The sequence below is a fragment of the Paenibacillus sp. J22FR83 genome, assembly GCF_059691955.1.
On the sequence record NZ_JCAUAM010000037.1, the window covers coordinates 1 to 23,585 of the forward strand.

Here is a 23,585-nt window from a genome sequence, read left to right on the forward strand (position 1 = left end):
ATGATGGCGGAAGGGATCCACGCGTTCCCATCTCGAACACGACCGTTAAGCCTTCCAGCGTCGATGGTACTTGAACCGCAGGGTTCTGGGAGAGTAGAACGTTGCCAAACAGTTGTTATCTAGGCCCGTTGGTCAAGTGGTTAAGACACCTCCCTTTCACGGAGGTAACAGGGGTTCGAGTCCCCTACGGGTCACCATTTTACATACCTATGAACGATTAGCTCAGCTGGGAGAGCACTACCTTGACAGGGTAGGGGTCGGCGGTTCGATCCCGTCATCGTTCACCATAACAAATTTGCATGGAGCTGTGGTGTAGTGGCCTAACATGCCTGCCTGTCACGCAGGAGACCGCGGGTTCGAATCCCGTCAGCTCCGCCATTTTTCTTCAAATAGTAACGCAAAATTCTTACTTGGCTTTGTAGCTCAGTCGGTAGAGCAGAGGACTGAAAATCCTCGTGTCGGCGGTTCGATTCCGTCCAAAGCCACCATTTCTAACTTAATAAGCCGTTGTAGCTCAACTGGTAGAGCAACTGACTTGTAATCAGTAGGTTGGGGGTTCAAGTCCTCTCGACGGCACCATTTTTCCTAAGACTGCTTAGGGAAAATTAATTTTTAATGTGGCGGTCGTGGCGAAGGGGTTAACGCACCGGTTTGTGGATCCGGCATTCGCGGGTTCAAGTCCCGTCGTCCGCCCATTATTATTTCAGTGAAGTCAGCTTCGGCTAGCAACTTCATCATTTGCCAGATTGACAACATGCGCGTATGGCGGAATTGGCAGACGCACTAGACTTAGGATCTAGCGGGTGACCGTGGGGGTTCAAGTCCCTCTACGCGCATTATATGCCGGCATGGCGGAATGGCAGACGCGCTCGACTCAAAATCGAGTCCGAAAGGGTGGAGGTTCGAGTCCTCTTGCCGGTATGACAAGCAGTAAACACGAAAAGCCTTACTATGTAAGGCTTTTTTTGTTGTCTATAAGTTATTCTTTATTTTTCTGTGCTAACTGTTGAATGACTTGATCAACTTTGGCGATATGCTGAGACATTCTCTCAGCGGCAAGTTGTTCATCTTGAAGAGCGATGGCCTCAACAATGTCGCGATGCTCTTGCAAGAGCTGTTCAGCAGAAGCACGCTCGGCAAAAAACCACAGACGGCGCGAAGCCTTCATGCTCTGTTGTAATCGCTCTGTCAAGGATTCCATCATCCCTATGAATAGGGTATTCTGAGAAGCCTTGGCGATCTCCATGTGAAAGCGAATGTCAGCTTGTTCGCTTAATTCTTCATTTTCGAGGGAAGACGCCATCTCAAGAAGGATCTCTCTAAGCACGGACAAATGTTGCTCCGTACGGCGGCTTGCTGCCAAGGTTGCACAACCAGCCTCGATGAATCGGCGTACTTCTTGCACTTCCTGAAGCGTCTCGCTATGGTCAAAGAGACTACTCGACTCCGTCGGTAGTGTTGTTACAACATAAGTACCTCCGCCATGTCGAATGTCAACCCAGCCCATTGCCTTAAGCCCGCTAAGCGCTTCTCTAATGGTCGATCGCCCAACTTGGAAGCTTGCCGCAAAGTCTACAACCGTCGGAAGCTTAGAACCAGGAGCATATGTACCGTCTTCGATTTGAGCTTTAATATGTTGAAGCACGATTTCCGAGCCCTTCTGGGGTCGGATTTGCTGAAAAACCATAAGTATCCCCCTGAAATCGTAGATAAAGTTCTATACATCTATTACATCATAAGCTAAAATAGAAGAAAAGTCATCTGATCACATGATCACTTTAAGAGAGCAATAAGAAGTATTAAAAATGTAGCATATTAAGTAAACGTTCAAGAGGAGGATTCTTCATGCTCGATAAGCAAATTAGACAACAATTGCAGGCCATCGTAGGCGAAGCCTTTTATAAAGATGATATGGAATCATTGGTTACCCATTCTTATGACGGGACCCCTATGCTCCAGTCTTTACCTGACGGTGTAATCTATCCGAAAGATACGGCTCAAGTTTCAGGAATCATGAAGGTGTTGAATGAGAACCGTATCCCGCTAATCAGCAGAGGGTCAGGTACGAATTTGTGTGGAGGTACAGTACCCGTGCAAGGTGGAATCGTCATGGTCATGCATCGCATGAATGCGATTCTAGATATCGATCTGCAGAATCTGACAGCTACTGTACAACCGGGGATCATTACGAAGCAATTCATCGAGCATATTGAAGGATTGGGGCTATTTTATCCACCAGATCCAAGTTCTATGGCGATTTCCACCATTGGGGGCAATATTGCAGAGTGTTCAGGCGGGCTTCGCGGCTTGAAATATGGCACAACCAAGGACTACGTAATCGGCCTCGAGTGTGTTCTTGCATCAGGTGAAATCATGCGGACCGGTGGGAAGTTGATGAAGGATGTGGCGGGCTATGATTTAACAAAGCTGCTTGTCGGTTCCGAGGGCACACTTGCCGTTATCACAGAAGCCACGCTGAAACTGATTCCGCCTCCGAAGGCGAAGAAAACGATGCTTGCGATGTACAAGGACTTATATGGCGCAGCGCGCACCGTTTCCAAAATCATTGAAAACCGCATCATTCCGGCTACGCTGGAATTCATGGATAACCCAACGATTCGTGTTGTTGATGATTTTGCAAACCTTGGCCTGCCGCTGGATATGGCTGCTATTCTTCTCATTGAACAGGATGGTGAGCCTGAAATGGTAGAACGGGACATTGCTCTCATCTCTGAGATTTGCAGGGAGGAGCAGGCAGATGAGGTTAGCATTGCGAGCACACAAGAGGAGGCGCTTAAGCTTCTAACAGCAAGACGCAGCGCCTTTACAGCGCTTGCTCGCTTACGCCCAACGACGATACTTGAGGATGCAACAGTACCTCGCTCCAAGATTGCGGAGATGGTACTAGAAATTAATCGCATTGCCACCAAGCATGATGTTCAAATCTGTACATTTGGACATGCTGGAGATGGTAATTTGCACCCAACCGCAACAACTGATGCAAGAGATCATGATGAGGTTCACCGTGTGGAAGCGGCTTTTGAGGAGATTTTTGAGGCTGCGATTCGTTTAGGCGGAACCATTACGGGTGAACATGGGGTTGGTTTGGTGAAGGCGCCATTCCTGGAATGGAAAGTGGGCAGCAGCGGGATCGCTATGATGAAGGGGATTAAGGATGCGTTCGATCCGAACCATATTTTAAATCCAGGCAAAATGTTCGCCAAAGAATCCAGACGCAGGGTGGTGATTGATCGTGTCTAAGGGCCAAGGAGCTACACTTCAGGAAACATTAATGCAGAAACTGGACTACGACCAATTAACGAATTGCATGCGTTGCGGATTCTGTCTGCCGGCTTGTCCAACTTTTAAAGAAACGGGAATCGAGGCTGAATCGCCACGTGGCCGTATCTCTCTGATGAAGGCAGCTGTGGATGGCCTCATGGAGCCTGGAATTCGTTTTGAAGATCAGATGAACCACTGTTTGGGTTGCCGCGCGTGTGAGCCTGCCTGCCCAGCAGATGTGAAATATGGTCAACTGATTGAAGGGGCCCGAGATGCCATCGAAGTGCATACGACCCAGCATAGATGGTGGGTAAAGGGTGTGCGTAAGCTCGTATTCAAAGAGCTATTTCCATCTCAACAACGAATGCAACTGCTCGGAACAGGGCTTCATTTTTATAAAATGTCAGGTATCCAAAAGCTCGTTCGAAAAACCGGTGTAGTCGGTATCTTCTCAAAGCATATGGCTACAATGGAGAAAATACTTCCAGATGCTTCTGGCAAAGGGATTGTGGAACGCCTTGGTACTTATATTCCGGCAAAAGGCAAAAAGCTAGGTACCGTGGGGATGTTCCGTGGATGTTTGATGGACGTCTTATTCACTGAAACGAATATAAGTACGGTGAATCTACTAACCGAAGCTGGTTTTGATGTCGTCATTCCTGAATCGCAGAACTGCTGCGGTGCACTTCATGCACATAGCGGTGAAACGGATCAAGCGAAGCAATTGGCCAAAAGTAACATTCGTGCTTTCCAAGAGGCCGGAGTCGATTACATCGTTTCGAATGCAGGTGGCTGTGGAGCGATTCTTGTGGAGTATGATCATCTGCTGCACGATGAGGAAGAATGGAAGGAAGACGCAACTTGGTTTGCAAAGCGCGTGAAGGATATTAGTACGATCCTGGTGGAGAAAGGTCGACCTCTTCGTTATGCAGATACGCTATCTCACCAAGGTCCAACGCGTGTTACCTATCAGGAGTCTTGTCATCTTCGCAATGTGATGAAGGGGAGCCAACCAATCAAGCAACTGCTGCAAAGGGTCAGCAACACGTCTTATATTGAAATGAAGGATGCAGGCTCATGTTGTGGTTCCGCGGGGATTTATAATATGACACAGCCTGACATGGCGAATCAAATCTTGGAGCATAAGATGGAAAATGTGAATGCAACGACTGCGTCTTACGTGGTCACAAGCAATCCAGGATGCTTGCTGCAAATGAAGTTAGGTATTGATAAACACGGGCAATCCGGTCATATGGAAGCTGTTCATATTGCGGACTTCCTCTACGACCGATTAGTGAAGCAGTCTTAGAAGGAACGGAAGGACTTCCGAGCTGCCGCGGGTGTCTGACCTAGCACTCTTTTGAACATTGCATGAAAATGAGGTAAACTCTCGAAGCCGCATTGGTCGGCAATTGTATGGACACTAGCATCACTTTCTTGAAGCAGCTGTTTCGCACGGATGATGCGCTTCGTTATGAGATAAGTACTGATGTTCATGCCGATGTACTGTTTAAATACCCTGCTGAAATGAGCGGGCGTGACGGAAGCTTTTTTCGAGAGTGCTTGAAGACCGATATCTTCACAGAAATGCTGATCAATATAGAGGATGATTTCTCGCATCCACATAGGGCCGACAAGGGTGTCTAATTTAGGCGACTTGATGTCAGTCGTCATTTCACGCTGGATCATAAGTAACAATTGAAGTAAATGAAGATGAATAGAATGGCGTTGACCAAGAGTTGGGTGCTTAAATTCGTTTTCAATGGCATCTAGAAGTAATTCTAGGTGCTGACTTTGTGGTAACCGCATTTCAAACTTATAACTACGAAGTGCCGCGGCTTGCTCAAAATTGTGCAAATAGGAAAAGTTCTCACCTAGTGATGGCAGCTGTATGATGCTTGGCGAGAAGTAAATGGCCGTGGACGTCACGGGCGAATCTTTGTCTGGTGTCGCTCGATGAATCGTATTCCCGGGAATAAGAAAGAGATCGCCTTGTTTCATTTCATAAAAGCTATGATCGATAAAAAAGGTGCCGCGTCCCCGATGCACATAAACAATTTCATACCAATCATGGAAATGCTCAGGAAGCTCGCTTAGCGGGCTTTTTGTGTTTTTGTAGGCAAAAGACATGGGAAAGGCGTCATAATTATCGAAAACTTTACGAATAGGATCCACAATAACTGCTCCGTTCTTCTTAAATTAGTTCAATAATATCAAAAAACCGTATAGTTGTGCTAGATATCCATATTTCATATCGAAAAACTAATGATAAAATGAAAGAAAGCGATATCAACTTCTGTGTGAAAGAAAGTTCAGTGGGGAGGAGAACCAACATGAAAGCAATCGTCTGTGAACAAATTGAACATTTGAAGTATATCGAGGTAGAGGAACCTATTCTAGGTGAGGGTGAAGTGCTTGTTCGCATACAGCGAATTGGCATATGCGGGACTGATTTGCACGCATTTAAAGGAAATCAGCCCTTTTTTAGCTATCCGCGCATTCTAGGGCATGAGCTGGCAGGGTATGTAGAGGAGCTTGGTGATGGCGTAACGGATTTGGCAGTTGGGGATCTTGTGAGTGTTGTTCCTTATATGCATTGTGGGCAATGTATTGCCTGCCGCAATGGCAAAACAAATTGCTGCACAGACATGAAAGTGCTTGGCGTACATAGAGATGGAGGTATGGTAGAGCGCGTAGCTCTCCCAGTGAGCCATCTGATCAAAGCAGACGGACTCACGCTAGACCAAGCTGCCATGCTAGAGCCGCTTAGCATTGGTGCACATGCGGTGCGAAGATCTGAGCTGCGTGCAGGGGAAACGGCGCTAGTGATTGGAGCAGGACCGATCGGGCTTGGGGTGATGATTTTGGCGAAACAGCTTGGCGCTAACGTCATAGCGATGGATATTAATGAGGAGCGGTTAGCGTTTTGCCGGGATTGGGCAGGCGTCGATCATACCGTGAATGCACTCCAGCTTCCGAAGGAGAAGCTTGCAGAGCTGACGAATGGTGAGTTTCCTACTGTTGTCTTCGACGCAACAGGGAATGCTAGGTCGATGACAGACGCTTTCGGTCTAGTCGCTCATGGCGGCAAGCTTGTCTACGTCGGGTTAGTGAAGGCTGATATTGCCTTTCATGATCCCGATTTCCATAAGAGGGAGCTGACGTTAATGGGGAGCCGCAATGCGACCATGGCGGATTTTGATACGGTGCGAAGTGCATTAAGGACGGGAAGCATCGACATCGAGCGCTATATCACACACCGTGTCTCCTTCGGGGAGATGATAGAGCACTTTGAAACTTGGCTGAAGCCAGAGTCGAAGGTAATTAAGGCAATGGTTTGTTTGTAAAATGTGGACACACTCGGTGGAAGCTGAGTGTGTTTTATATGCCTACCCTGTTCCTTCTGGATTTTCTAGCTCCGCCACAAAGGCGGAAGCAGCAGTCGAGAGCGGCATATTCTTCAATGTAATAATCCCTATTTTGGTTGAAGGGATCGACGCCTCGAGATTGACCTCAAATAAACTGCCTTCAGCTAATTCCTTCGCTACAAATTCCTTCGTAACAAAAGAAACACCGAAGCCGATCTTTGCAAATTCAATAAGTAAATCTACACTGCCTAGTTCAATTTCCGGCTCCAAGAGCAATTCGTTATCGCTGAATAATCTGGTGACGAATTTCCTGGAGGAGCTATTCCTAGAAAATAAAATAATGGGATAGGCAAGAAGTTCGGCCAACGTAACCTTGCCCTCAGACAGTTCACGATACTTCGGTCCTGTTACGAAGCAGTCTTGAATCGTAATGCCTTCACGCACCTCAAGCTGATCATCATGAATAGGTGTTCTTACAATACCGATATCGATTTTGCCTTCTTTTAAATTTCTGACAATCTCCGGTGTTGTTCCATGGACCAAATTAATCTGGATATGCGGATACTGGACGTGAAACGATTCCAAAAAGGGCAGCAAATAGTGTTTGCACAAAGAATCACTGCCGCCGATTTTGATTTCTCCGCTAGAGAAATTTCGCAGCTCGCTAAGCTTTTCCTCCGCTAGGGAAATAAAGTTATAGGCTTGTTCAATATAGGAATAAAGGATCGCGCCCTCTTTGGTTAAATCAACACCTTTAGAGGTGCGGGCAAACAAAGGAAGGCCAAGGCTTTCCTCCAATAGTTTGATGGAGTGAGAGACACTAGGCTGCGTAATATATAGCTCTTTGGCTGCTTTGGACAAGCTTCCGGATTTAGCTGTTAAATAAAAGACTTTATATAACTCAAAATTAACCATATAGACACCTTCTATAGCGAGTATCGAAACTATCAATTATTTGAATGTGCATTCTCCTTTTATAATAAAGAGATAAAGCCATAAAAACAACCACATAGATGGAGGCGTATCTCTTTGAATGGAACAACGGTAGGTATTGAAGAATTAAGCATTAATGCAATTAGAACGCTTACAATTGATGCTGTTGAGAAAGCGGCTATGGGTCATCCCGGCATGCCGATGGGCGCAGCACCGATGGCCTATGCGCTCTGGACACGTCATCTGAAACACAATCCCGTTAGTCCGAAATGGGCGGATCGAGATCGCTTCGTGTTGTCAGCAGGGCATGGATCTATGCTGCTATACAGCTTGCTTCACTTAAGCGGCTATGGTGTCACGATGGACGATATCAAGGAATTCCGCCAATGGGGAAGCCGTACACCTGGACATCCAGAATATGGCCACACGGTTGGTGTAGAAGCTACGACAGGGCCGCTAGGTCAAGGTGTTGCCATGGCAGTGGGTATGGCGATGGCGGAAGCACATCAAGCTTCTGTCTATAATAAACCGAATTTCCCAGTTGTTGACCATTTCACTTATGCGATTTGTGGTGATGGGGACTTAATGGAAGGTGTTTCCTCTGAAGCGGCTTCCCTAGCTGGTCATCTCCAATTAGGTAAACTCGTCGTTCTTTACGATTCCAATGATATTTCTCTTGATGGTGACTTGAACATGTCGTTCTCCGAGAACGTCAAGATGCGCTTCGAGTCCTACGGCTGGCAATACCTGCGCGTGGAAGAGCAGAACAACGTCGACGCCATCTCTGCGGCGATCGCAGAGGGCAAGGCCGATCTCAATCGCCCGACGCTGATTGAGATCAAAACCACCATCGGCTTCGGTTCTCCGAACAAAGCCGGCAAGGGCGGCCACGGCGGCACGCACGGCTCGCCGCTTGGCAAAGACGAGCTGCTTCTGACGAAGCAAGCTCTAGGCTGGCCCCTCGAGCCGGACTTCTACGTCCCGGCTGAGGTGTACACCCACTTCGCCCACCACCAGCAGGTGGGGGCAGATACAGAGGCAGCCTGGGAGCAGCTGTGGAAAGGCTACCAGGCTGCTTACCCCGAGCTCGCGAAGCAATTCGAGCTCGCGAACAGCGGCGACCTTCCAGCGGATTGGAACGCCGATGTTCCGCGCTACACCCCAGAGAGCGGCGCAATCTCGACGCGCACCGCATCTGGCAAAGTGATTAACGGCTTGGCGAAGCGGGTACCTCATTTAGTAGGCGGATCTGCCGACTTAGCGAGCTCGAACTTCACTATGCTAAATGAAGATACGGCATTCAGCTCATCGAATTACAGCGGACGCAACTTCTGGTTCGGCGTCCGGGAATTCGCCATGGGCGCAGCGCTGAACGGTATGCTGCTTCACGGTGGATTGCGCGCTTTCGGCGGTACATTCCTCGTGTTCAGCGATTATCTTCGCGGTGCGATTCGCCTATCCGCGTTGATGAAGATTCCCGTTGCGTATGTCTTCACACATGACAGCATCGCTGTCGGTGAAGATGGCCCAACGCATCAGCCGATTGAACAGATTCCATCCCTGCGGATGATTCCGGATCTGACGTTGTTCCGCCCTGCGGACGCGAATGAGACAGCAGCTGCTTGGGAGTATGTGCTTCAAGCGAAGGAAGGCCCGTTCGTATTCGCATTGTCCCGTCAAAACTTACCTGTACTTCCAGGTACGGATTCACTTGCTTTTGCACATATTCACCAAGGGGCTTATGTCCTATCTGATGTTGGTCCTGGTGAAACACCTGATGTCCAACTCATTGCAACAGGCTCCGAAGTGAGCTTAGCACTTGACGTGAAGAAGCAGTTGGCGCAAGATGGTATAGGAGCTCGTGTTATTTCCATGCCTAGCCGTGAATTGTTTGAGGCGCAGCCAGAAGAGGTACGGAATGCTATTATTTTGCCTCACGTGCGTAAGAATGTAGTGATGGAAATGGCTTATCCAGCTGGATGGGAAGAAATTACGGGACAAGAAGGCTTCGTTGTCGGCATCCGCAAATTCGGAGCATCAGCGAAAGCAGACCGCGTCATTCGTGAATATGGCTTTACCGCAGAAGCAATCGTTGGGCAAATCAGACAGAAGTATTTCCAATAAGCACCCATAGCGGGAGAAAAGGTAGGGATACAGGATGAAATTGTTTATCGACACAGCCAATGTAGAAGAAATTCGTAAAGCGCACGCACTAGGAGTAGTTGCTGGTGTAACGACCAACCCTTCATTGATTGCCAAAGAAGGTAGAGACTTTTTTGAAACAGTGAAAGAAATTATCTCTATTGTTGGTGATGTTCCGATCAGTGCTGAGGTTGTCTCCTTGAAAGCTGAGGAAATGGTTGAGCAAGGTAAGAAGCTTGCGGCATTAAGCCCAAATGTGGTAATCAAACTGCCAATGACATTGGATGGTTTGCAAGCAACTAGCGTGTTCAGATCACTTGGCATTCCGACGAATGTTACGTTGATTTTCTCCTCAACACAAGCTTTGCTAGCTGCTCGTGCAGGTGCAACGTATGTATCTCCGTTTATCGGACGTTTGGATGATATCAACCAAGTAGGTATGAACCTAATCAAAGAAATTAGCCAGATTTTCCAAGTACACAATATTAAATCCGAAATTATTTCTGCGAGCGTACGTCACTCTGCTCATGTGATTGAAGCGGCTCTTGCAGGATCACATATTGCGACAGTTCCTTATAAAGTGATAGAATCAATGAGTAAACACCCGCTGACAGATGCGGGCATTGAGAAGTTCCTTGCTGATTGGGAAGGCGCTAATCAAGAAAAGTTCTAAATAAGAGAAGACTCGCCCGCAAGGGCGGGTCTTTTTACAAAGGAGCTCATAGAGATGATTATCAGCGATGTGTTGCATTTTGAACAAGAACGGCATTTATGGCCAGCGGCTGTAACGCGAGGTATCGACTACATTTTGAATCGGAAATTGGGAGAGTTAGAGGTAGGGAGATACGATCTGGAGGGCGATAATGGCCACTTGATGTATGCCAATGTACAAGAATCTGTGACCCGTCCGAGGGAAGAACAAATGCCTGAATCGCATGCTGTGTATACGGATATTCAGTTTCTAGTGAGCGGGGAAGAGCGATTATGTTTCTACAAGCTAACGGATGAGGCCATTATTGTGGATAACAAGTTTGAGTCACATGATATCGCTTTTTACGAATTCCAACATAACTTACCGGAAACGGATATTATGCTCAAACCTGGCATGTTTGCCGTATGCTTCCCATCCGATATTCATCGACCTAATTGCCTCATTACAGAATCAACAACGAATAAGAAGATTGTGATCAAAATACATAGGGATCTGCTTCATCTCTAGAAAAAAAGTCTGCTCAAGCCAATTTATTTGGCTAGGCAGACTTTTTGTTTGAATCCTTGTTTAGGCTTTACTTGCCATCATTTTGGCTTGCTTCCATTTACCGAAGCGATAATAAAGCAGGTTCAACGTGGCAGCAACACTGAAACTGACAGGGAAGCTCCACCAAATCACATCGAAGCCGTACTTGTGCGATAGCACGGTGGCAAGTGGGATGCGAACGAGCAGCAAAGCAATGAAAGCAACGATAAGAGGGATCACCACAGATCCCGCAGATCGAACGACACCAGCAACGACATTGAAGACGCCGAAAATAATGAAAGACCACAGTGTAATATTGTTAATATGAACACCAATATCAATAGCCTTTCCTTCAGGGGGAAGGAAGAACGAAACAACTTCCCGATTGAAGAGATGCAGAACGGCTACAATCAGACCAGTCATTAAGATATTAACACCCACACCGGTCCAAGTAATACGGTTAACGCGATCCCATTTTCCAGCGCCTATATTTTGAGCAGCCATCGAAGTTACAGCCCCGCCAATTGCCATTGCGGGCATTTGGACGTAACTTGAGATTTGCATGGCCACACCGAAAGCTGCGGTGGATTCGGAACCATAGGCATTTACGAGATGGACCAGCATCAGATTGCTTAGAGAAACAACGACCATATTTAGGCCCATTGGCAAGCCTTTTTGTATCAAAGTACGAATAATCGTCCAATTAATCCGCAATAAGGGGATATCCGCTTTGGTGATGCGCAGAAAGTATTTCTTCTTATATAAGTATGCAATGAGAAGCACGAAACTCACGAGTTGTGCGATAAAAGTCGCTACGGCAGAGCCGGCAATCCCCATTTTCGGGAAGGGTCCCATCCCTTGTATTAGCAAAGGATTGAGTGCAACGTCGAGGACGGCGGATAAAAGCAAGAAGTAGAACGGGGTTTTGGCATCACCCGATCCTCGCAAGATGGCCATGATTAAGTTATAGCCGAACATGAAGGGAACACCTGCGAACATAATTCGCGTGTACGTCACGGCAAACTCTTTGACATCAGGCGGGGTATTCATCCAGTCTAGGATTGTGGAGGAGAAGATCCATCCCAATAAAGCGACGATTATGGATAAAACGAGGAAGAATACCGTGCTTGTTCCGACTACTTGTTTGGCCTCTTGAACTTTCTTAGCACCGAGATTTTGACCGATAAGAATAACGGCAGCCATGGCAATCCCGAAGATGGAACTAATCAAGAAGAACATGATAATATTCGCATTTGATGTTGCTGCTAGAGCGACTTCACCTAGATATTTCCCGATCCAAATCGTATTGATCGACCCGTTTAAGGATTGTAGAACGTTCCCTAAAAGTATGGGGAGTGAAAATAAGATCAATGTCTTCGTAATCGGGCCTTCCGTTAACGTGGGGCGAGCTTTGTGAGATGATGACTCCGTCATGAGTTCCTCCGTAAATTTCACTTGTTCGATAACATAGTTTTTTCACTACTATATCAGTTTCACGCTTCTTTCTGAAATTTTACGGTGAGATGCCTCTAATGTCGGATCCAACGATCGAAAAAGAATGGACCGAATGGAACAAATGCCGCGATGAAAGCTGCGAATACGCGTTTGAAGGACCAGCGATGTAGAAGTGTGACCCAGGCAATCGCCAGTAAATAGAGGGCAAATAGAAATCCATGAGCAACTCCTACGACAAAAACAGCTTGTGGCAGATCGAAAGCGTATTTAAGTGGCATGGCGATACCCAGTAAAATGAGAAAAGAGGAACCCTCCGCCCAGCCGACATAACGTAAAGCTTGTAATGAACGGTGCAACACAGTAAGCAACTCCTTTTATGAATGAAATTACATTCATCCTAAGCTAGATTTATGAATGCAGTATGAACAAACGATGTCAATTGGACACAAACTAGTTTTTTTAGTACGATAGGCAATAGAACGTATTGTATGTATTAATAGACTCATTTTGAGAGTTCACATAGAGGTAGGGGGAACGCAGATGCTTCGTCTTGGCGAGAAAATTATTTTCATTGGGGATCGTTTAGAACAGAATCTGCCTATCGGCGGATATGGCTATTTAATTGCGTATGATCGAAATAATGATAACATTTTTGATTATGTTGTACGTGCCCCTAAAGAGAACAAACATTACTATGTGACTGCAACAGACATTGAACTTGAAGAAGTGCTTCTTCAACAAGAGGCGGAGCAAGTTGAGAGAGAAGCTTTAATAGATTACGCCCTCGCAACGAACAACGAAGCCTTGTTCCGGAGAATTATGAATGGTGAGTCCGCCATTGAGCCAGAGAAGGAAAGGGACAAGGAAGTGCAGTCCCGTGAAGAATTCATCAAACAAATCGGGCTGAAAGCTTGGATTTAACATAGTATGCGACGGTGAAATTGTGCCGTCGTTTTTTTCTTTGTAAAATTGGCGTTACACCCCGACTCCGCGCATCAGCCTTCCCCATAAGGCCCTAAAAGGGCCGTACAACCGCCTGATGGCGCTCACGATCGCACAGTCCGCCCCCGTAACGCCCAAAATGGGCGTTACACACCGGCTCCGCCGCATCAGCCTTCCCTATATGGCCCCAAAAGGGCCTTAGAACCGCCCGATGCGCTCACCGTCACACTGTCCGCCCCCGTAACGCCCAAAATGGGCGTTACAACCCGGCACCGCGCATCAGCTTTCCCTATAAGGCCCCAAAAGGGCCTTACAACCGCCTGATGGCGCTCACGGTCGCTCACTCATTTACCATCCGATTAGCAACAGTTGGATGCAGCCCATAGCGCTTAATTCGCTGTTGTCCATTTCCAACATGCACAAGTAGTTGCTTCGCTAGCATCTCTTGTAAAATCCTTCTTGATTTTTTTGCCTCAAATCGAAATACGTTACTTACATCACGTGGAGTGATCGATTTGCCCGAAGTGAAAGTAAAGCGACAAATTTCTTTTTCTACATAACTTAATTGGGCTAATTGTTCCTGCTGTTCTCCCAAATATTTTCCTAAAAACTGCAACAGAATCTGTTCACACATCCGTGGCCGGTTTTTCACATCATCATAGGAAAATCGTAAGATTTTCCAGCCGTCAATAATCAAATGATTTTGACGTACCAACTGATCAGAAAACTGTGAGCGACTAATCGTATTGGCATGTGTATTGTACCCATCAATTTCGATGGCAAGCTTCAGGGAGTGACGTAAGTAAGCGAAATCAATATACCGAGTTCCATCACGGAAATCTTTAACTTCATACTCGGGATGTAAATGGTTAAAATCTCCCAATGCTTTCCACCATACCTGCAGTAGGAATAGATGTTCTGCGTGGCGATGGCCTTCTTTCAATCTACGTAACCGCTCGCCTTTTCTTTTACCATAATGCATATGCAAGAACTCCGCATAGGCTTTCTCGAATTCCTCGCCTTTCCCAGACCCATCTGACTTCCCTAGCATATCCAACTTTTTAATCATCCTCGCATACACCCCTTCTTCTCTGAAAATGAAAATGCCGCGCAGCCTGAACAGCAAATGCTGAACAGAATAAGCGGCGTGTGCTTCACTACCATTTTAAGGAAATACTAACACGAGTTAGTAGTATGATTCAATCCTTTTAATAGACATCTAATAGATCCAGTTGATTAATTTAACTTATTTTATAGTTGCTACTACTGACTCTAACAAGGCAAAACCTTATTCTGGATTGAGTTCGCAAAATTTCTAGGATATAATGAAAAGAATGACTAAATGCTGAAACAAGGGGTGCAGAATACGTGAGCATAACGAAGAAAGATGTCGATCATGTCGCCAAGTTGGCTAGACTCGATCTCAATGATACCGAAAAAGATCTTTTTACTGATCAACTTAATGCTATTTTAAAATATGCCGAGCAGCTTAATCAATTAAATACGGAAGGTGTAGTACCAACAAGCCATGCGATGCCACTAGTCAATGTGATGCGCGAGGATGTTGCGAAACCGTCTTTGCCGATTGAAAAAGTCATGCTGAATGCCCCAGATCATGAGGATGGGCAGTTTAAGGTTCCTGCAGTTTTAGAATAAGTTAGAAATGAAAGGGAGTGCCTGTCGTTGTCTTTGTTTGAATTAAACCTACAACAAATCCACACGAAACTACAAAGCAAAGAAATCAAGGTTTCGGACCTTGTGGATCAATCCTATACAAGAATTGGGCAAGTGGAGAGCAAGGTACGCGCTTTCCTTACATTAGATGAAGAGAATGCACGTCAGACTGCTGCTAAGTTGGACGAGCAGCTATTAAACAATACTGCACGCAGTGATGTATTCGGTCTGCCTATCGGAATCAAAGACAACATGGTAACCGAAGGTTTGAAAACAACTTGCGCGAGCAAATTCCTTTCCAATCATATTCCTATCTATGATGCAACGGTCGTGAGCAAGCTCAAAGATGCACAAGCAGTTACCATCGGTAAGCTCAACATGGATGAGTTTGCGATGGGTGGCTCCAACGAGAACTCCGCGTTCCACCCCACTCACAATCCGTGGAACACGGATTATGTGCCAGGTGGCTCCAGCGGTGGCTCCGCAGCTGCGGTTGCAGCAGGCGAAGTGTATTTCGCGCTGGGCTCAGACACCGGTGGCTCGATTCGCCAACCGGCTGCTTATTGCGGTATCGTCGGTCTGAAGCCGACGTACGGACTTGTGTCCCGCTATGGGTTGGTCGCTTTCGCATCCTCCTTGGACCAAATCGGGCCGCTTACGAAGAACGTAGAAGATGCTGCGTACGCGATGCAAGCCATCGCAGGTTACGACCCGAAAGACTCCACGTCAGCGAATGTGGAGATCCCGAACTACCTCAGCGCATTGACTGGCGACGTCAAAGGTCTGCGCATTGGCGTACCCAAAGAATACATGGGTAAAGGAATCGACCCAGCTGTTAAAGAGAAAATTCTTGAAGCGCTCAAAGTACTTGAAGGACTCGGCGCTGTCTGGGAAGAAGTAACGCTTCCACATTCCGAGTATGCCGTAGCAACCTATTACTTACTGGCTTCTTCCGAAGCGTCTTCTAACTTAGCACGTTTTGACGGCATCCGTTATGGTGTTCGTTCAGATAATGCACGTAACTTATTGGATCTCTATAATCTATCCCGCAGCGAAGGTTTCGGCCCTGAAGTTAAGCGCAGGATCATGCTAGGGACTTACGCGTTGAGCTCTGGCTATTATGATGCGTACTACCTGAAAGCCCAACAAGTTCGTACGCTGATCAAGCAAGACTTCGATCAAGTGTTTAACAACTATGACATCATCATCGGGCCAACAGCACCAACGACTGCATTCCGAATCGGCGAACAAAGCAGTGACCCGTTAACGATGTATTTGAATGACATTATGACTATTCCGGTCAGTTTAGCAGGTATTCCTGCTATCAGCGTACCATGCGGATTCGTGAATGAACTCCCGGTTGGCTTGCAAATTATCGGCAAAGCATTGGATGAAGCTACCGTTTTGCGTGTAGCCCACGCTTTCGAACAGCATACAGACCACCACAAGCAGCGCCCGCAATTGTAAGTTAATAGTTCAAGAGTAACGAAGGAGGCATTCACTTTGTCGGCAACAGATACCCAATTTGAAACGGTAGTCGGTCTTGAAGTTCACGTAGAGCTTCATACTGCGTCCAAAATATTTTGTAGTTGTGCAACCTCATTCGGAGCACCTCCGAATACGAATACATGCCCAGTATGCTTGGGCCATCCAGGCGTCCTGCCTGTCCTTAACCGCCAAGCGGTCGAATATGCAATGAAAGCGGCAATGGCCCTTAATTGTACAATCGCGACGGACAGTAAGTTTGATCGTAAGAACTATTTTTACCCAGATTCACCTGATGCTTATCAAACTTCGCAATACGATAAGCCGATCGGCGAGCACGGTTGGGTTGATATCGAAGTTGGCGGAGTTACCAAACGAATCGGAGTCACGCGTGTCCACTTGGAAGAGGATGCAGGGAAGCTGACGCACATTGACGGTGGTTATGCTTCCCTCGTTGACTTAAATCGTGCAGGAACACCTTTGATCGAAATCGTATCTGAACCTGATCTGCGCTCCCCCGAGGAAGCTCGTGCTTACCTTGAGAAAATTAGAGCGATTATGATTTACTGTGATGTTTCTGATGTGAAAATGGAAGAAGGTTCACTTCGTTGTGATGCGAACATTTCCATTCGGCCCTTCGGGCAAGAGAAATTCGGCACACGTGCCGAGCTTAAGAACATGAACTCCTTCCGTGGGGTACAGCGTGGGCTTGAGTATGAAGAATATCGCCAAGCGGAGATTCTCAGAAGCGGGGAAGAAGTTATTCAAGAAACTCGCCGTTGGGATGAAACGCAAGGGAAAACATTGGCTATGCGCGGCAAAGAAGATGCGCACGATTATCGTTATTTCCCAGATCCGGATCTGGTTAGTCTCTATATTGATGATGCTTGGAAAGCACGTGTACAAGCTTCGATTCCAGAGCTGCCTGATGCACGTAAAGCCAGATACAGCGCTGAATATGGCTTGCCGAGCTATGACGCAGCTGTGATTACAGCTTCTATGAAGTTGGCCAACTTCTTTGAAGAGAGCCTGCAATATACGCAAGATGCGAAGGCGGTCTCGAACTGGATCATGGGCGATCTACTCGGATACTTAAACGCGAACTCCCTTGAATTTACCGATGTGAAAGTCACAGGTAAAGGTTTAGGCGAGATGATCGGTTTAATCGAGAAAGGCACCATCTCCAACAAGATTGCCAAAACCGTCTTTAAAGAAATGATCGAAACCGGCAAAGAGCCGCAAAAGATCGTTGAAGAGCAAGGTCTTGTTCAAATCAGTGACGAAGGTGCGATTAAAGCAGTTGTCGAGCAAGTCGTCGAGAACAGCCCGCAATCCGTTGCGGATTTCAAAGCTGGTAAGGAAAAAGCCGTAGGCTTCCTTGTTGGACAAGTCATGAAAGAAACCAAAGGTAAAGCGAATCCAGGGCTCGTCAATAAATTAATTGTGGAGTGCCTGAAGAGCAAATGATAAGTTATAAGTGGTGTTCCTCTTCGTAGGGCGCCACTTTTTTCATCTTCCAGAACTAGGAGTGATTCTTCTGTCCATCCAGCAACTTGCGCTACAAACGAATGAAGAAATCTTGACCTTACTAGCGTTGCAAATCGCTTCTTACCGTGTTGAGGCTGAACTGATCGGTTTTGATGATATTCCTCCTTTGAAAGACGGCATTCAGTCTATACGTGAAGTGAAGGAAACTTTCTATGGTTACTTTGTCGATGATTCTGAAGGACGAACGCTCGCAGGCGCTATTTCATTTGAACGTGAGGGTTGTGTGGTGACGATTTGTCGGATGATGGTTCATCCTAATTTTTTTCGCAGGGGGATTGCTACCTCCCTTTTACAGCATATAATGAATGAACAAGAGCTTACCGGTGCAGTTCGATTTATCGTATCCACGGGGACTGAGAATTTACCGGCTATACGGCTTTATGAGAGCTATGGTTTTATCTTAAAAAGGGTATTTACTGTTCCTCCTGGTGTTAGTCTGACGACTTTCGAGCGTCCTGCTACAGGTCACTAGCACGATAATGGATAGGAGTCTTTGATTTGAGATAAAAAGGGAGCGTTTACAAAATGGAGAATCCTTGGGTAATTGATCAACTGCATCTTACAATTCGATTAGTATTAGCACTCTTTCTTGGTGGATTAATTGGATTTGAGCGAGAAATGAGCTCCCACGCAGCTGGATTGCGAACGCATATTCTGGTGTGTGTCGGTTCAGCGCTTGTCATGCTGCTTTCAATGTACGGTTTTAGCGCGTTTGTGAATGAAGTTAATGTGCGTATTGATCCATCCCGTTTGGCGGCTCAGGTCATCAGTGGAATTGGTTTTCTAGGTGCGGGGACGATTATGTTCAATGGAAGATCAATTACGGGACTTACGACGGCAGCATCGCTATGGGTCGTTGCGGGAATTGGTCTTGCGATTGGAGCGGGTTTTTATTATCCAGCTGTCTTAGTTTGCTTCATGGTATTAATATCCTTATTTATTCTAAATAAAGTAGAGCATAAGTATTTCAATGGGAAAAAAGTACGTATTTTAAAAATCCAAGCGATTGATCAACCTGGCACCTTAGGTTTAATAACAACGATCCTAGGTAAGCGTAAGATTGATATTAAACAAATTAAACTTGAAGAATCAGAAGATAGCAGTAAGGATAATCATGTTCAAATTACATTCCATGTTACAATACCGAAGCCATCTATAATAGGGTTAGTCCTCGAAGAAACCAATCAGATTCAAGGTGTCACTGGTGTGGCCATCGAAAATGGCAAAAATTAAAGAGGTTATCGTCTAACGAATATTGACAAAAGTTGAAGAACACACGTACAATATAGTGTAAGGTTTTAATGACTAATTCAGGTGGTGAGTACCATGGCAGCACATTTAGAACAGGCTTTAGCAAAGTTGAAAACAACAGGTGTTCGGATGACGCCCCAGCGGTATGCAATTCTTTCCTTTTTGCTGGATTCCATGACTCATCCGACGGCGGATGATATTTACAAATCACTCGAATCGAAATTTCCTAACATGAGCGTTGCGACTGTTTACAATAATCTTAAAGTATTTATCGAATCGGGACTTGTTCGGGAATTAACTTACGGGGACAGCTCGAGTCGTTTTGATGCAGATATGACAGATCATTATCATGCGGTTTGTGAGGTATGCGGGAAAATTTCTGATTTCGAATACCCTCCGTTGTCAGATATTGAGACAACAGCAGCATTGCATACAGGTTTCCAAGTTGGCGGCTATCGCTTGGAAATTTATGGCGTGTGTCCGGATTGTACGGTTACTACCAAGCATTAACTATACGCAAAATTCCTCTTTAAGTGGTATCCTGTTGTATAATGAAACGTGTCCTGCCCTTCATTGTGAAGAGTGGACACGTTTTTTCTCTTTTATGTATATCCAATAGCCAATAAGGAAGTGAAGTGTTGAGATCATCCAAAAAAGTATTTCTGATTAGCGCATTGTGTTTTGGGATGTTCGCGGCAGGCGCGGGGACATTTCTTATCCAGCAGCTTGCACCTAATCGAACGCATGTTGAACCGGATTATCATGAGCTGACGAAGCCGATTTTTTATGAAGGCAATTATTATAAATCGAGTGCAGTTGGTGAGAAGGAAGGCCTGAAGCTTCCACTTGATTTCGTGCAGCAATGGATAGATCCGACCATCATATATGAAAAAAGCAGTGATTCCGTCATCATAACCACCAAAGATAAAGTGATACGAATGAAAACGACGGAGCTTTCAGCGTTCATGAATGAAAAACCAATTTCTCTATCCTTTCCCGTCGAGAAGAAGAATGAGACCATCTATCTGCCGATTGAACCTCTAAAGCAGTTGTATGCATTTGAAATAAGGGAATCAAGCAAGTCAGGTGCAGTTTTATTGTATAAACAAGGCGATGTTATCAAGTGGGGGAAGCATACAGGTAAGAAAGAGACACTATTACGTACGGACGCAACAATCAAAGCGCCCATAATCGCGACGATTGCTGTGAATGAACAGGTGATGATAACCGAAACGGAAAAAGACTGGTATAAAGTGCAGTTGGAGAGTGGACCGATTGGTTTCGTTCGCAAGAGTGAAATCACAGAGGATCATGATGAAACGATACCGCTGCAAGAACAAGTATCCACATATGTGCCTTGGAAGCCTCTAACCGGTAAATTGAATATGACCTGGGAACATGTCATTTCGAAGAACCCAGACACATCTAAGATTGGTGAAATGCCTGGTTTACAAGTCGTAAGCCCAACGTGGTTCTCTGTCGCAGATAATGAGGGACGTATCAGCAACTTAGCAGATGCTTCTTATGTGAAATGGGCGCATGATCGCAATTACCAAGTATGGGCGTTGTTTAGTAATGGTTTCGATGCAGATCGCACGACTAAGGTATTAGCAAGCTATGATTTACGCATGAAATTGATTAAACAGCTGCTTGGCTTTGCCCAAACCTATAAGTTGCAAGGTATTAATATTGATTTTGAAAATGTCTATCTTAAGGATAAGGAGAACCTCGTCCAATTCGTTCGAGAGATGACTCCCTTCATGCATGAGATGGGCTTGTCAGTTTCAATTGATGTAACCCCCAAATCGACCAATGAGATGTGGTCTATGTTCTATGACCGTCCAGCTTTAGCTGAGGTTGTCGATTATATGATGTTAATGGCCTACGACGAGTACTGGGCTACGAGTCCGAAGTCTGGTTCGGTATCTTCCTTGCCATGGGTAGAAAGGTCCGTCACAGCGCTTCTGACAACGGATAAAGTACCACCATCTAAGCTTGTCCTTGGCGTCCCATTCTATACACGACAATGGACGGAAGAAACGAAGAACGGCAAATTAACCGCAACATCCAAAACGTTAACTATGGAAGCTGCACAAACCATCATCAAAGACAAAAAGCTAACTCCTACATTTTTAGCTGATACAGGACAGAATTATGTGGAATACAAAGACGGAAACAAGTTGATTCGCATTTGGCTGGAAGATGAAGTTTCAGTGAAAGCTAGGTTGGCATTGGTTGACAAATATAACCTAGCGGGTGTTGCCTCTTGGCGAAGAGGGTTTGAGAAGCCTGTCATCTGGGAAGCAATAGAGGACAATTTGCCTAAAGTTCAACCTTGATGTAATCTGCACTTATTCTAAAATAAGAAGAAAGCCGAACCCGTGAATGAATGGGCTCGGCTTTCTTTGTTTAATGTGGCTTATGTTCATGCTCTCTACTTGGCTCAAAGTGGGCGGTTTGTGTAGCCGCCGTTTCATTATCGCCAACTGGCTCATATTGTGGATCTATCGTTAGAATCGTTTTACAGAACATGCAACGATCTGTTTTACCTAACATTTTCGTTCTTCTACCGCATTCCGGACAATCGATGACCGTTGCTGAAGTTGAAAGCATACCCGCCCAGAAGTAAATACCCATACTCACCAAGACACTGATCATACCAATAATCATGAAAATGACGGCAATCACGCGACCCGCTTGTCCCCAATCGAATACGACGCCAGCTAGTCCTATAATCATAAGCAGCATTCCGCCCATGGTCATGACCAGTCCCCATAAGCGGAATTCATTTACTTTACTTGATCTAAATCGCACTGTGTGTTCCTCCCCAATCCTTCTAGCAGATGTTTTGTATGAATTGTCACAGAAATCAGCAGGAAACCCGTTCACCCTTGTAGAAATAAATAAAAAACAATGGAGACAGGAGCTTTGGACACCCATGGGAATTAATAAAGAGCAGTTATTGCTTAAGTTCCGGAATGACCCTAGAATCATTAGTGTCATGGCGGTTGACAATCCTAAGCAACTTCCCTCACTGACAGATGGTTTTGATACGCTACTTTTAATAGTAACGAACGACCTCAGACTGAACAATCATACGACTAATTATATAAGAGACGATTCAAGGATACAAGAAAGATGGACTGATCCTAGTTCAATAGAGCAATGGATTCGGCATGGTGTTAATCGCAATATTCTTCACTGGCTGTTAAAAGGGGAGATACTTCTGGATCAGAACACTTATTTAGAAGGCCTGCGCCATCGAATACTTGAATTTCCTGGGGACTTGCGCGAGCATAAGCTGCTAATTGAATTTTCACATTTCCTTCGAAAATATTTGCAAAGTAAGGAATACATTTTAGATGATCATATTCTAGATGCCTACAATAATATCCTCGAAGCGCTCCACCATTGGGCACGGATTGTTATTGTGGAAGATGGTTATCACCCTGAGATCACCGTTTGGAGACAAATTCGGGCGATTAATCCCGGAGTCTACAAGCTTTATGAAGAGCTGACAATGAGTAAGGAAACTTTAAAGCAGCGGGTTCAGCTTGTACTGCTTGCTTGTGAATTTTCAGTTATGTCCAAAATGGAGCACTGCTGTGAGGCGTTTATTCAAATCCTCAGAGACAGCGAGCAGCCACTAAGCTCAGATGAACTTCAACAACATTCGCAGTTAGTTGAAATTAAGTCCGAACTTCCTCTGCTGCTCAATAAACTAGTCAAAAAAGGTTTAATCAAAGAAGTTGCTATAATTATTGATGAGCAAACTTCCGAAATCGAGTTAAGGTATACGAGTGTCTGAACCATTAAAACCTTTAAGAATCAGGTGTTTTCCTGGTTCTTTTTTTATTCTCGTTTTATAGCTTGACTTTGATTGCGATTCTATGATAAATTAACTCTCGCCGCTAAAAACGGCAACGCATTTAAGCTGATGAGTTCTAATATGCTATGCGAAGTTGGAAAAAAGAAAAATAAAAAAACTTGCATTAATTGGTTCGAATGTGATATATTATAAAAGTCGCCGCTAAATGGATGGCGAGGAAAAATGAAGAAATTGATCTTTGAAAACTGAACAACGAGTGAGTAAGCAAATCGGTTGAGCAATCAACTATAAATGAGATTATTAATCTCGCTAGCTTCAAATGAGCAAGTCAGATTTTCTATTATGGAGAGTTTGATCCTGGCTCAGGACGAACGCTGGCGGCGTGCCTAATACATGCAAGTCGAGCGGGTTTATCCTTCGGGATAAGCTAGCGGCGGAC

Annotated in this window: 22 protein-coding genes, 8 tRNA genes and 2 rRNA genes; 25 read left to right on the plus strand and 7 right to left on the minus strand. The window is 45.5% G+C overall.

The genetic code is table 11. The features are described 5' to 3' along the window. From rrf to AC58PV_RS34660, 9 genes are all read left to right on the plus strand, one after another. A 5S ribosomal RNA gene (gene rrf / locus AC58PV_RS34620) occupies nucleotides 1-110 on the plus strand; the annotation flags it as partial. A 12-nt stretch (nucleotides 111-122) separates the two neighbouring features. Next, a tRNA-Glu gene (locus tag AC58PV_RS34625) sits at nucleotides 123-197 on the plus strand. Nucleotides 198-211: 14 nt separating this feature from the next. Further along, a tRNA-Val gene (locus AC58PV_RS34630) sits at nucleotides 212-287 on the plus strand. A gap of 14 nt (nucleotides 288-301) precedes the next feature. Further along, nucleotides 302-378: transfer RNA gene (locus AC58PV_RS34635), tRNA-Asp, on the plus strand. 34 nt (nucleotides 379-412) lie between these two features. Continuing rightward, nucleotides 413-488, plus strand: a tRNA-Phe gene (locus AC58PV_RS34640). 15 nt (nucleotides 489-503) lie between these two features. Beyond that, a tRNA-Thr gene (locus AC58PV_RS34645) sits at nucleotides 504-579 on the plus strand. A gap of 41 nt (nucleotides 580-620) precedes the next feature. Further along, nucleotides 621-693 (plus strand) — tRNA-His (locus AC58PV_RS34650). 63 nt (nucleotides 694-756) lie between these two features. Continuing rightward, nucleotides 757-836, plus strand: a tRNA-Leu gene (locus AC58PV_RS34655). A gap of 6 nt (nucleotides 837-842) precedes the next feature. After that, nucleotides 843-921, plus strand: a tRNA-Leu gene (locus AC58PV_RS34660). 58 nt (nucleotides 922-979) lie between these two features. Here AC58PV_RS34660 and AC58PV_RS34665 read toward each other — a convergent pair. Then, nucleotides 980-1,687 (minus strand): FadR/GntR family transcriptional regulator, encoded by a 708-nt coding sequence (locus AC58PV_RS34665; protein WP_497437570.1) that lies wholly within the window; start codon nucleotides 1,685-1,687, stop codon nucleotides 980-982. Between the two features lie 158 nt (nucleotides 1,688-1,845). Between AC58PV_RS34665 and AC58PV_RS34670 the strand changes: the two genes are divergently transcribed. Further along, on the plus strand, nucleotides 1,846-3,261 hold the full coding sequence (locus tag AC58PV_RS34670; protein ID WP_497437571.1) for an FAD-linked oxidase C-terminal domain-containing protein: 1,416 nt from the start codon (nucleotides 1,846-1,848) through the stop codon (nucleotides 3,259-3,261). Between the two features lie 31 nt (nucleotides 3,262-3,292). Further along, nucleotides 3,293-4,591 carry a (Fe-S)-binding protein gene (locus AC58PV_RS34675; RefSeq protein WP_497437596.1) on the plus strand — a complete coding sequence of 433 codons (1,299 nt, stop codon included), beginning with the start codon at nucleotides 3,293-3,295 and terminating at the stop codon, nucleotides 4,589-4,591. On the opposite strand, the gene AC58PV_RS34680 is transcribed toward AC58PV_RS34675, so the two are convergent. Next, nucleotides 4,588-5,457 (minus strand): helix-turn-helix domain-containing protein, encoded by an 870-nt coding sequence (locus tag AC58PV_RS34680; RefSeq protein ID WP_497437573.1) that lies wholly within the window; start codon nucleotides 5,455-5,457, stop codon nucleotides 4,588-4,590. The two genes, AC58PV_RS34675 and AC58PV_RS34680, sit on opposite strands and share 4 nt — an antisense overlap. Nucleotides 5,458-5,615: 158 nt before the next feature. Here AC58PV_RS34680 and AC58PV_RS34685 point away from each other — a divergent pair, with 158 nt between their 5' ends. Beyond that, nucleotides 5,616-6,629, plus strand: coding sequence for a zinc-binding alcohol dehydrogenase family protein (locus AC58PV_RS34685; RefSeq protein ID WP_497437574.1), 1,014 nt, complete (start codon nucleotides 5,616-5,618; stop codon nucleotides 6,627-6,629). Between the two features lie 42 nt (nucleotides 6,630-6,671). Here the strand turns inward: AC58PV_RS34685 and AC58PV_RS34690 are convergent, their stop codons facing one another. Beyond that, a complete protein-coding gene (locus tag AC58PV_RS34690; protein ID WP_497437575.1) occupies nucleotides 6,672-7,565 on the minus strand; it encodes a LysR family transcriptional regulator in 894 nt (297 codons plus the stop codon). 114 nt (nucleotides 7,566-7,679) lie between these two features. Here AC58PV_RS34690 and tkt point away from each other — a divergent pair, with 114 nt between their 5' ends. Genes tkt through AC58PV_RS34705 form a run of 3 tightly spaced genes read left to right on the plus strand, consistent with a single transcriptional unit; the run spans nucleotide 7,680 to nucleotide 10,944 of the window. Beyond that, the gene (gene tkt, locus AC58PV_RS34695; protein ID WP_497437577.1) at nucleotides 7,680-9,707 is read left to right on the plus strand and encodes a transketolase; all 2,028 of its coding nucleotides are present in this window, start codon (nucleotides 7,680-7,682) and stop codon (nucleotides 9,705-9,707) included. 34 nt (nucleotides 9,708-9,741) lie between these two features. Then, complete coding sequence (gene fsa, locus AC58PV_RS34700) at nucleotides 9,742-10,398, plus strand: fructose-6-phosphate aldolase (protein WP_497437578.1); 657 nt, start codon at nucleotides 9,742-9,744, stop codon at nucleotides 10,396-10,398. Nucleotides 10,399-10,452: 54 nt separating this feature from the next. Next, entirely contained in the window at nucleotides 10,453-10,944 is a 492-nt protein-coding gene (locus tag AC58PV_RS34705) for a NanQ anomerase/TabA/YiaL family protein (protein ID WP_497437579.1), read from the plus strand. Between the two features lie 60 nt (nucleotides 10,945-11,004). On the opposite strand, the gene AC58PV_RS34710 is transcribed toward AC58PV_RS34705, so the two are convergent. Further along, complete coding sequence (locus AC58PV_RS34710; RefSeq protein WP_497437581.1) at nucleotides 11,005-12,396, minus strand: MATE family efflux transporter; 1,392 nt, start codon at nucleotides 12,394-12,396, stop codon at nucleotides 11,005-11,007. Between the two features lie 95 nt (nucleotides 12,397-12,491). Continuing rightward, nucleotides 12,492-12,776, minus strand: coding sequence for a DUF3817 domain-containing protein (locus AC58PV_RS34715; protein WP_497437582.1), 285 nt, complete (start codon nucleotides 12,774-12,776; stop codon nucleotides 12,492-12,494). 181 nt (nucleotides 12,777-12,957) lie between these two features. Here AC58PV_RS34715 and AC58PV_RS34720 point away from each other — a divergent pair, with 181 nt between their 5' ends. Continuing rightward, complete coding sequence (locus AC58PV_RS34720) at nucleotides 12,958-13,338, plus strand: ATPase (protein WP_497437584.1); 381 nt, start codon at nucleotides 12,958-12,960, stop codon at nucleotides 13,336-13,338. Between the two features lie 361 nt (nucleotides 13,339-13,699). On the opposite strand, the gene AC58PV_RS34725 is transcribed toward AC58PV_RS34720, so the two are convergent. Then, on the minus strand, nucleotides 13,700-14,428 hold the full coding sequence (locus AC58PV_RS34725) for a DUF559 domain-containing protein (protein WP_497437585.1): 729 nt from the start codon (nucleotides 14,426-14,428) through the stop codon (nucleotides 13,700-13,702). Nucleotides 14,429-14,727: 299 nt separating this feature from the next. Here AC58PV_RS34725 and gatC point away from each other — a divergent pair, with 299 nt between their 5' ends. The 7 genes from gatC (at nucleotide 14,728) to AC58PV_RS34760 (ending at nucleotide 21,656) form a co-directional block, all read left to right on the plus strand. Next, entirely contained in the window at nucleotides 14,728-15,015 is a 288-nt protein-coding gene (gene gatC / locus AC58PV_RS34730) for an Asp-tRNA(Asn)/Glu-tRNA(Gln) amidotransferase subunit GatC (protein WP_056620610.1), read from the plus strand. A gap of 27 nt (nucleotides 15,016-15,042) precedes the next feature. Beyond that, a complete protein-coding gene (gatA, locus tag AC58PV_RS34735) occupies nucleotides 15,043-16,500 on the plus strand; it encodes an Asp-tRNA(Asn)/Glu-tRNA(Gln) amidotransferase subunit GatA (protein ID WP_497437586.1) in 1,458 nt (485 codons plus the stop codon). Between the two features lie 36 nt (nucleotides 16,501-16,536). Next, nucleotides 16,537-17,985, plus strand: coding sequence for an Asp-tRNA(Asn)/Glu-tRNA(Gln) amidotransferase subunit GatB (gene gatB, locus AC58PV_RS34740; RefSeq protein WP_497437587.1), 1,449 nt, complete (start codon nucleotides 16,537-16,539; stop codon nucleotides 17,983-17,985). A gap of 13 nt (nucleotides 17,986-17,998) precedes the next feature. Then, entirely contained in the window at nucleotides 17,999-18,538 is a 540-nt protein-coding gene (locus AC58PV_RS34745) for a GNAT family N-acetyltransferase (protein WP_497437589.1), read from the plus strand. 53 nt (nucleotides 18,539-18,591) lie between these two features. After that, the gene (locus AC58PV_RS34750; protein WP_497437590.1) at nucleotides 18,592-19,299 is read left to right on the plus strand and encodes an MgtC/SapB family protein; all 708 of its coding nucleotides are present in this window, start codon (nucleotides 18,592-18,594) and stop codon (nucleotides 19,297-19,299) included. 93 nt (nucleotides 19,300-19,392) lie between these two features. Next, nucleotides 19,393-19,827, plus strand: a complete 435-nt coding sequence (gene perR / locus AC58PV_RS34755; protein WP_056620600.1) for a peroxide-responsive transcriptional repressor PerR — start codon at nucleotides 19,393-19,395, stop codon at nucleotides 19,825-19,827. Nucleotides 19,828-19,952: 125 nt separating this feature from the next. Next, a complete protein-coding gene (locus tag AC58PV_RS34760) occupies nucleotides 19,953-21,656 on the plus strand; it encodes a glycosyl hydrolase family 18 protein (protein ID WP_497437592.1) in 1,704 nt (567 codons plus the stop codon). A 70-nt stretch (nucleotides 21,657-21,726) separates the two neighbouring features. Here AC58PV_RS34760 and AC58PV_RS34765 read toward each other — a convergent pair whose 3' ends face one another. Beyond that, complete coding sequence (locus AC58PV_RS34765) at nucleotides 21,727-22,131, minus strand: YgzB family protein (protein WP_497437594.1); 405 nt, start codon at nucleotides 22,129-22,131, stop codon at nucleotides 21,727-21,729. Between the two features lie 124 nt (nucleotides 22,132-22,255). Here AC58PV_RS34765 and AC58PV_RS34770 point away from each other — a divergent pair, with 124 nt between their 5' ends. Beyond that, nucleotides 22,256-23,125 (plus strand): nucleotidyltransferase-like protein, encoded by an 870-nt coding sequence (locus AC58PV_RS34770; protein ID WP_497437595.1) that lies wholly within the window; start codon nucleotides 22,256-22,258, stop codon nucleotides 23,123-23,125. A gap of 360 nt (nucleotides 23,126-23,485) precedes the next feature. Beyond that, nucleotides 23,486-23,585, plus strand: a 16S ribosomal RNA gene (locus tag AC58PV_RS34775); the annotation flags it as partial.

Coding starts and splice junctions, on each gene's coding strand:
- AC58PV_RS34665 (WP_497437570.1), bottom strand. CDS start 1,687: ATGGTTTTTCAGCAAATCCGACCCCAGAAGGGCTCGGAAATCGTGCTT.
- AC58PV_RS34670 (WP_497437571.1), top strand. CDS start 1,846: ATGCTCGATAAGCAAATTAGACAACAATTGCAGGCCATCGTAGGCGAA.
- AC58PV_RS34675 (WP_497437596.1), top strand. CDS start 3,293: ATGCAGAAACTGGACTACGACCAATTAACGAATTGCATGCGTTGCGGA.
- AC58PV_RS34685 (WP_497437574.1), top strand. CDS start 5,616: ATGAAAGCAATCGTCTGTGAACAAATTGAACATTTGAAGTATATCGAG.
- AC58PV_RS34690 (WP_497437575.1), bottom strand. CDS start 7,565: ATGGTTAATTTTGAGTTATATAAAGTCTTTTATTTAACAGCTAAATCC.
- fsa (WP_497437578.1), top strand. CDS start 9,742: ATGAAATTGTTTATCGACACAGCCAATGTAGAAGAAATTCGTAAAGCG.
- AC58PV_RS34705 (WP_497437579.1), top strand. CDS start 10,453: ATGATTATCAGCGATGTGTTGCATTTTGAACAAGAACGGCATTTATGG.
- AC58PV_RS34710 (WP_497437581.1), bottom strand. CDS start 12,396: ATGACGGAGTCATCATCTCACAAAGCTCGCCCCACGTTAACGGAAGGC.
- AC58PV_RS34720 (WP_497437584.1), top strand. CDS start 12,958: ATGCTTCGTCTTGGCGAGAAAATTATTTTCATTGGGGATCGTTTAGAA.
- AC58PV_RS34725 (WP_497437585.1), bottom strand. CDS start 14,428: ATGATTAAAAAGTTGGATATGCTAGGGAAGTCAGATGGGTCTGGGAAA.
- AC58PV_RS34750 (WP_497437590.1), top strand. CDS start 18,592: ATGGAGAATCCTTGGGTAATTGATCAACTGCATCTTACAATTCGATTA.
- perR (WP_056620600.1), top strand. CDS start 19,393: ATGGCAGCACATTTAGAACAGGCTTTAGCAAAGTTGAAAACAACAGGT.
- AC58PV_RS34770 (WP_497437595.1), top strand. CDS start 22,256: ATGGGAATTAATAAAGAGCAGTTATTGCTTAAGTTCCGGAATGACCCT.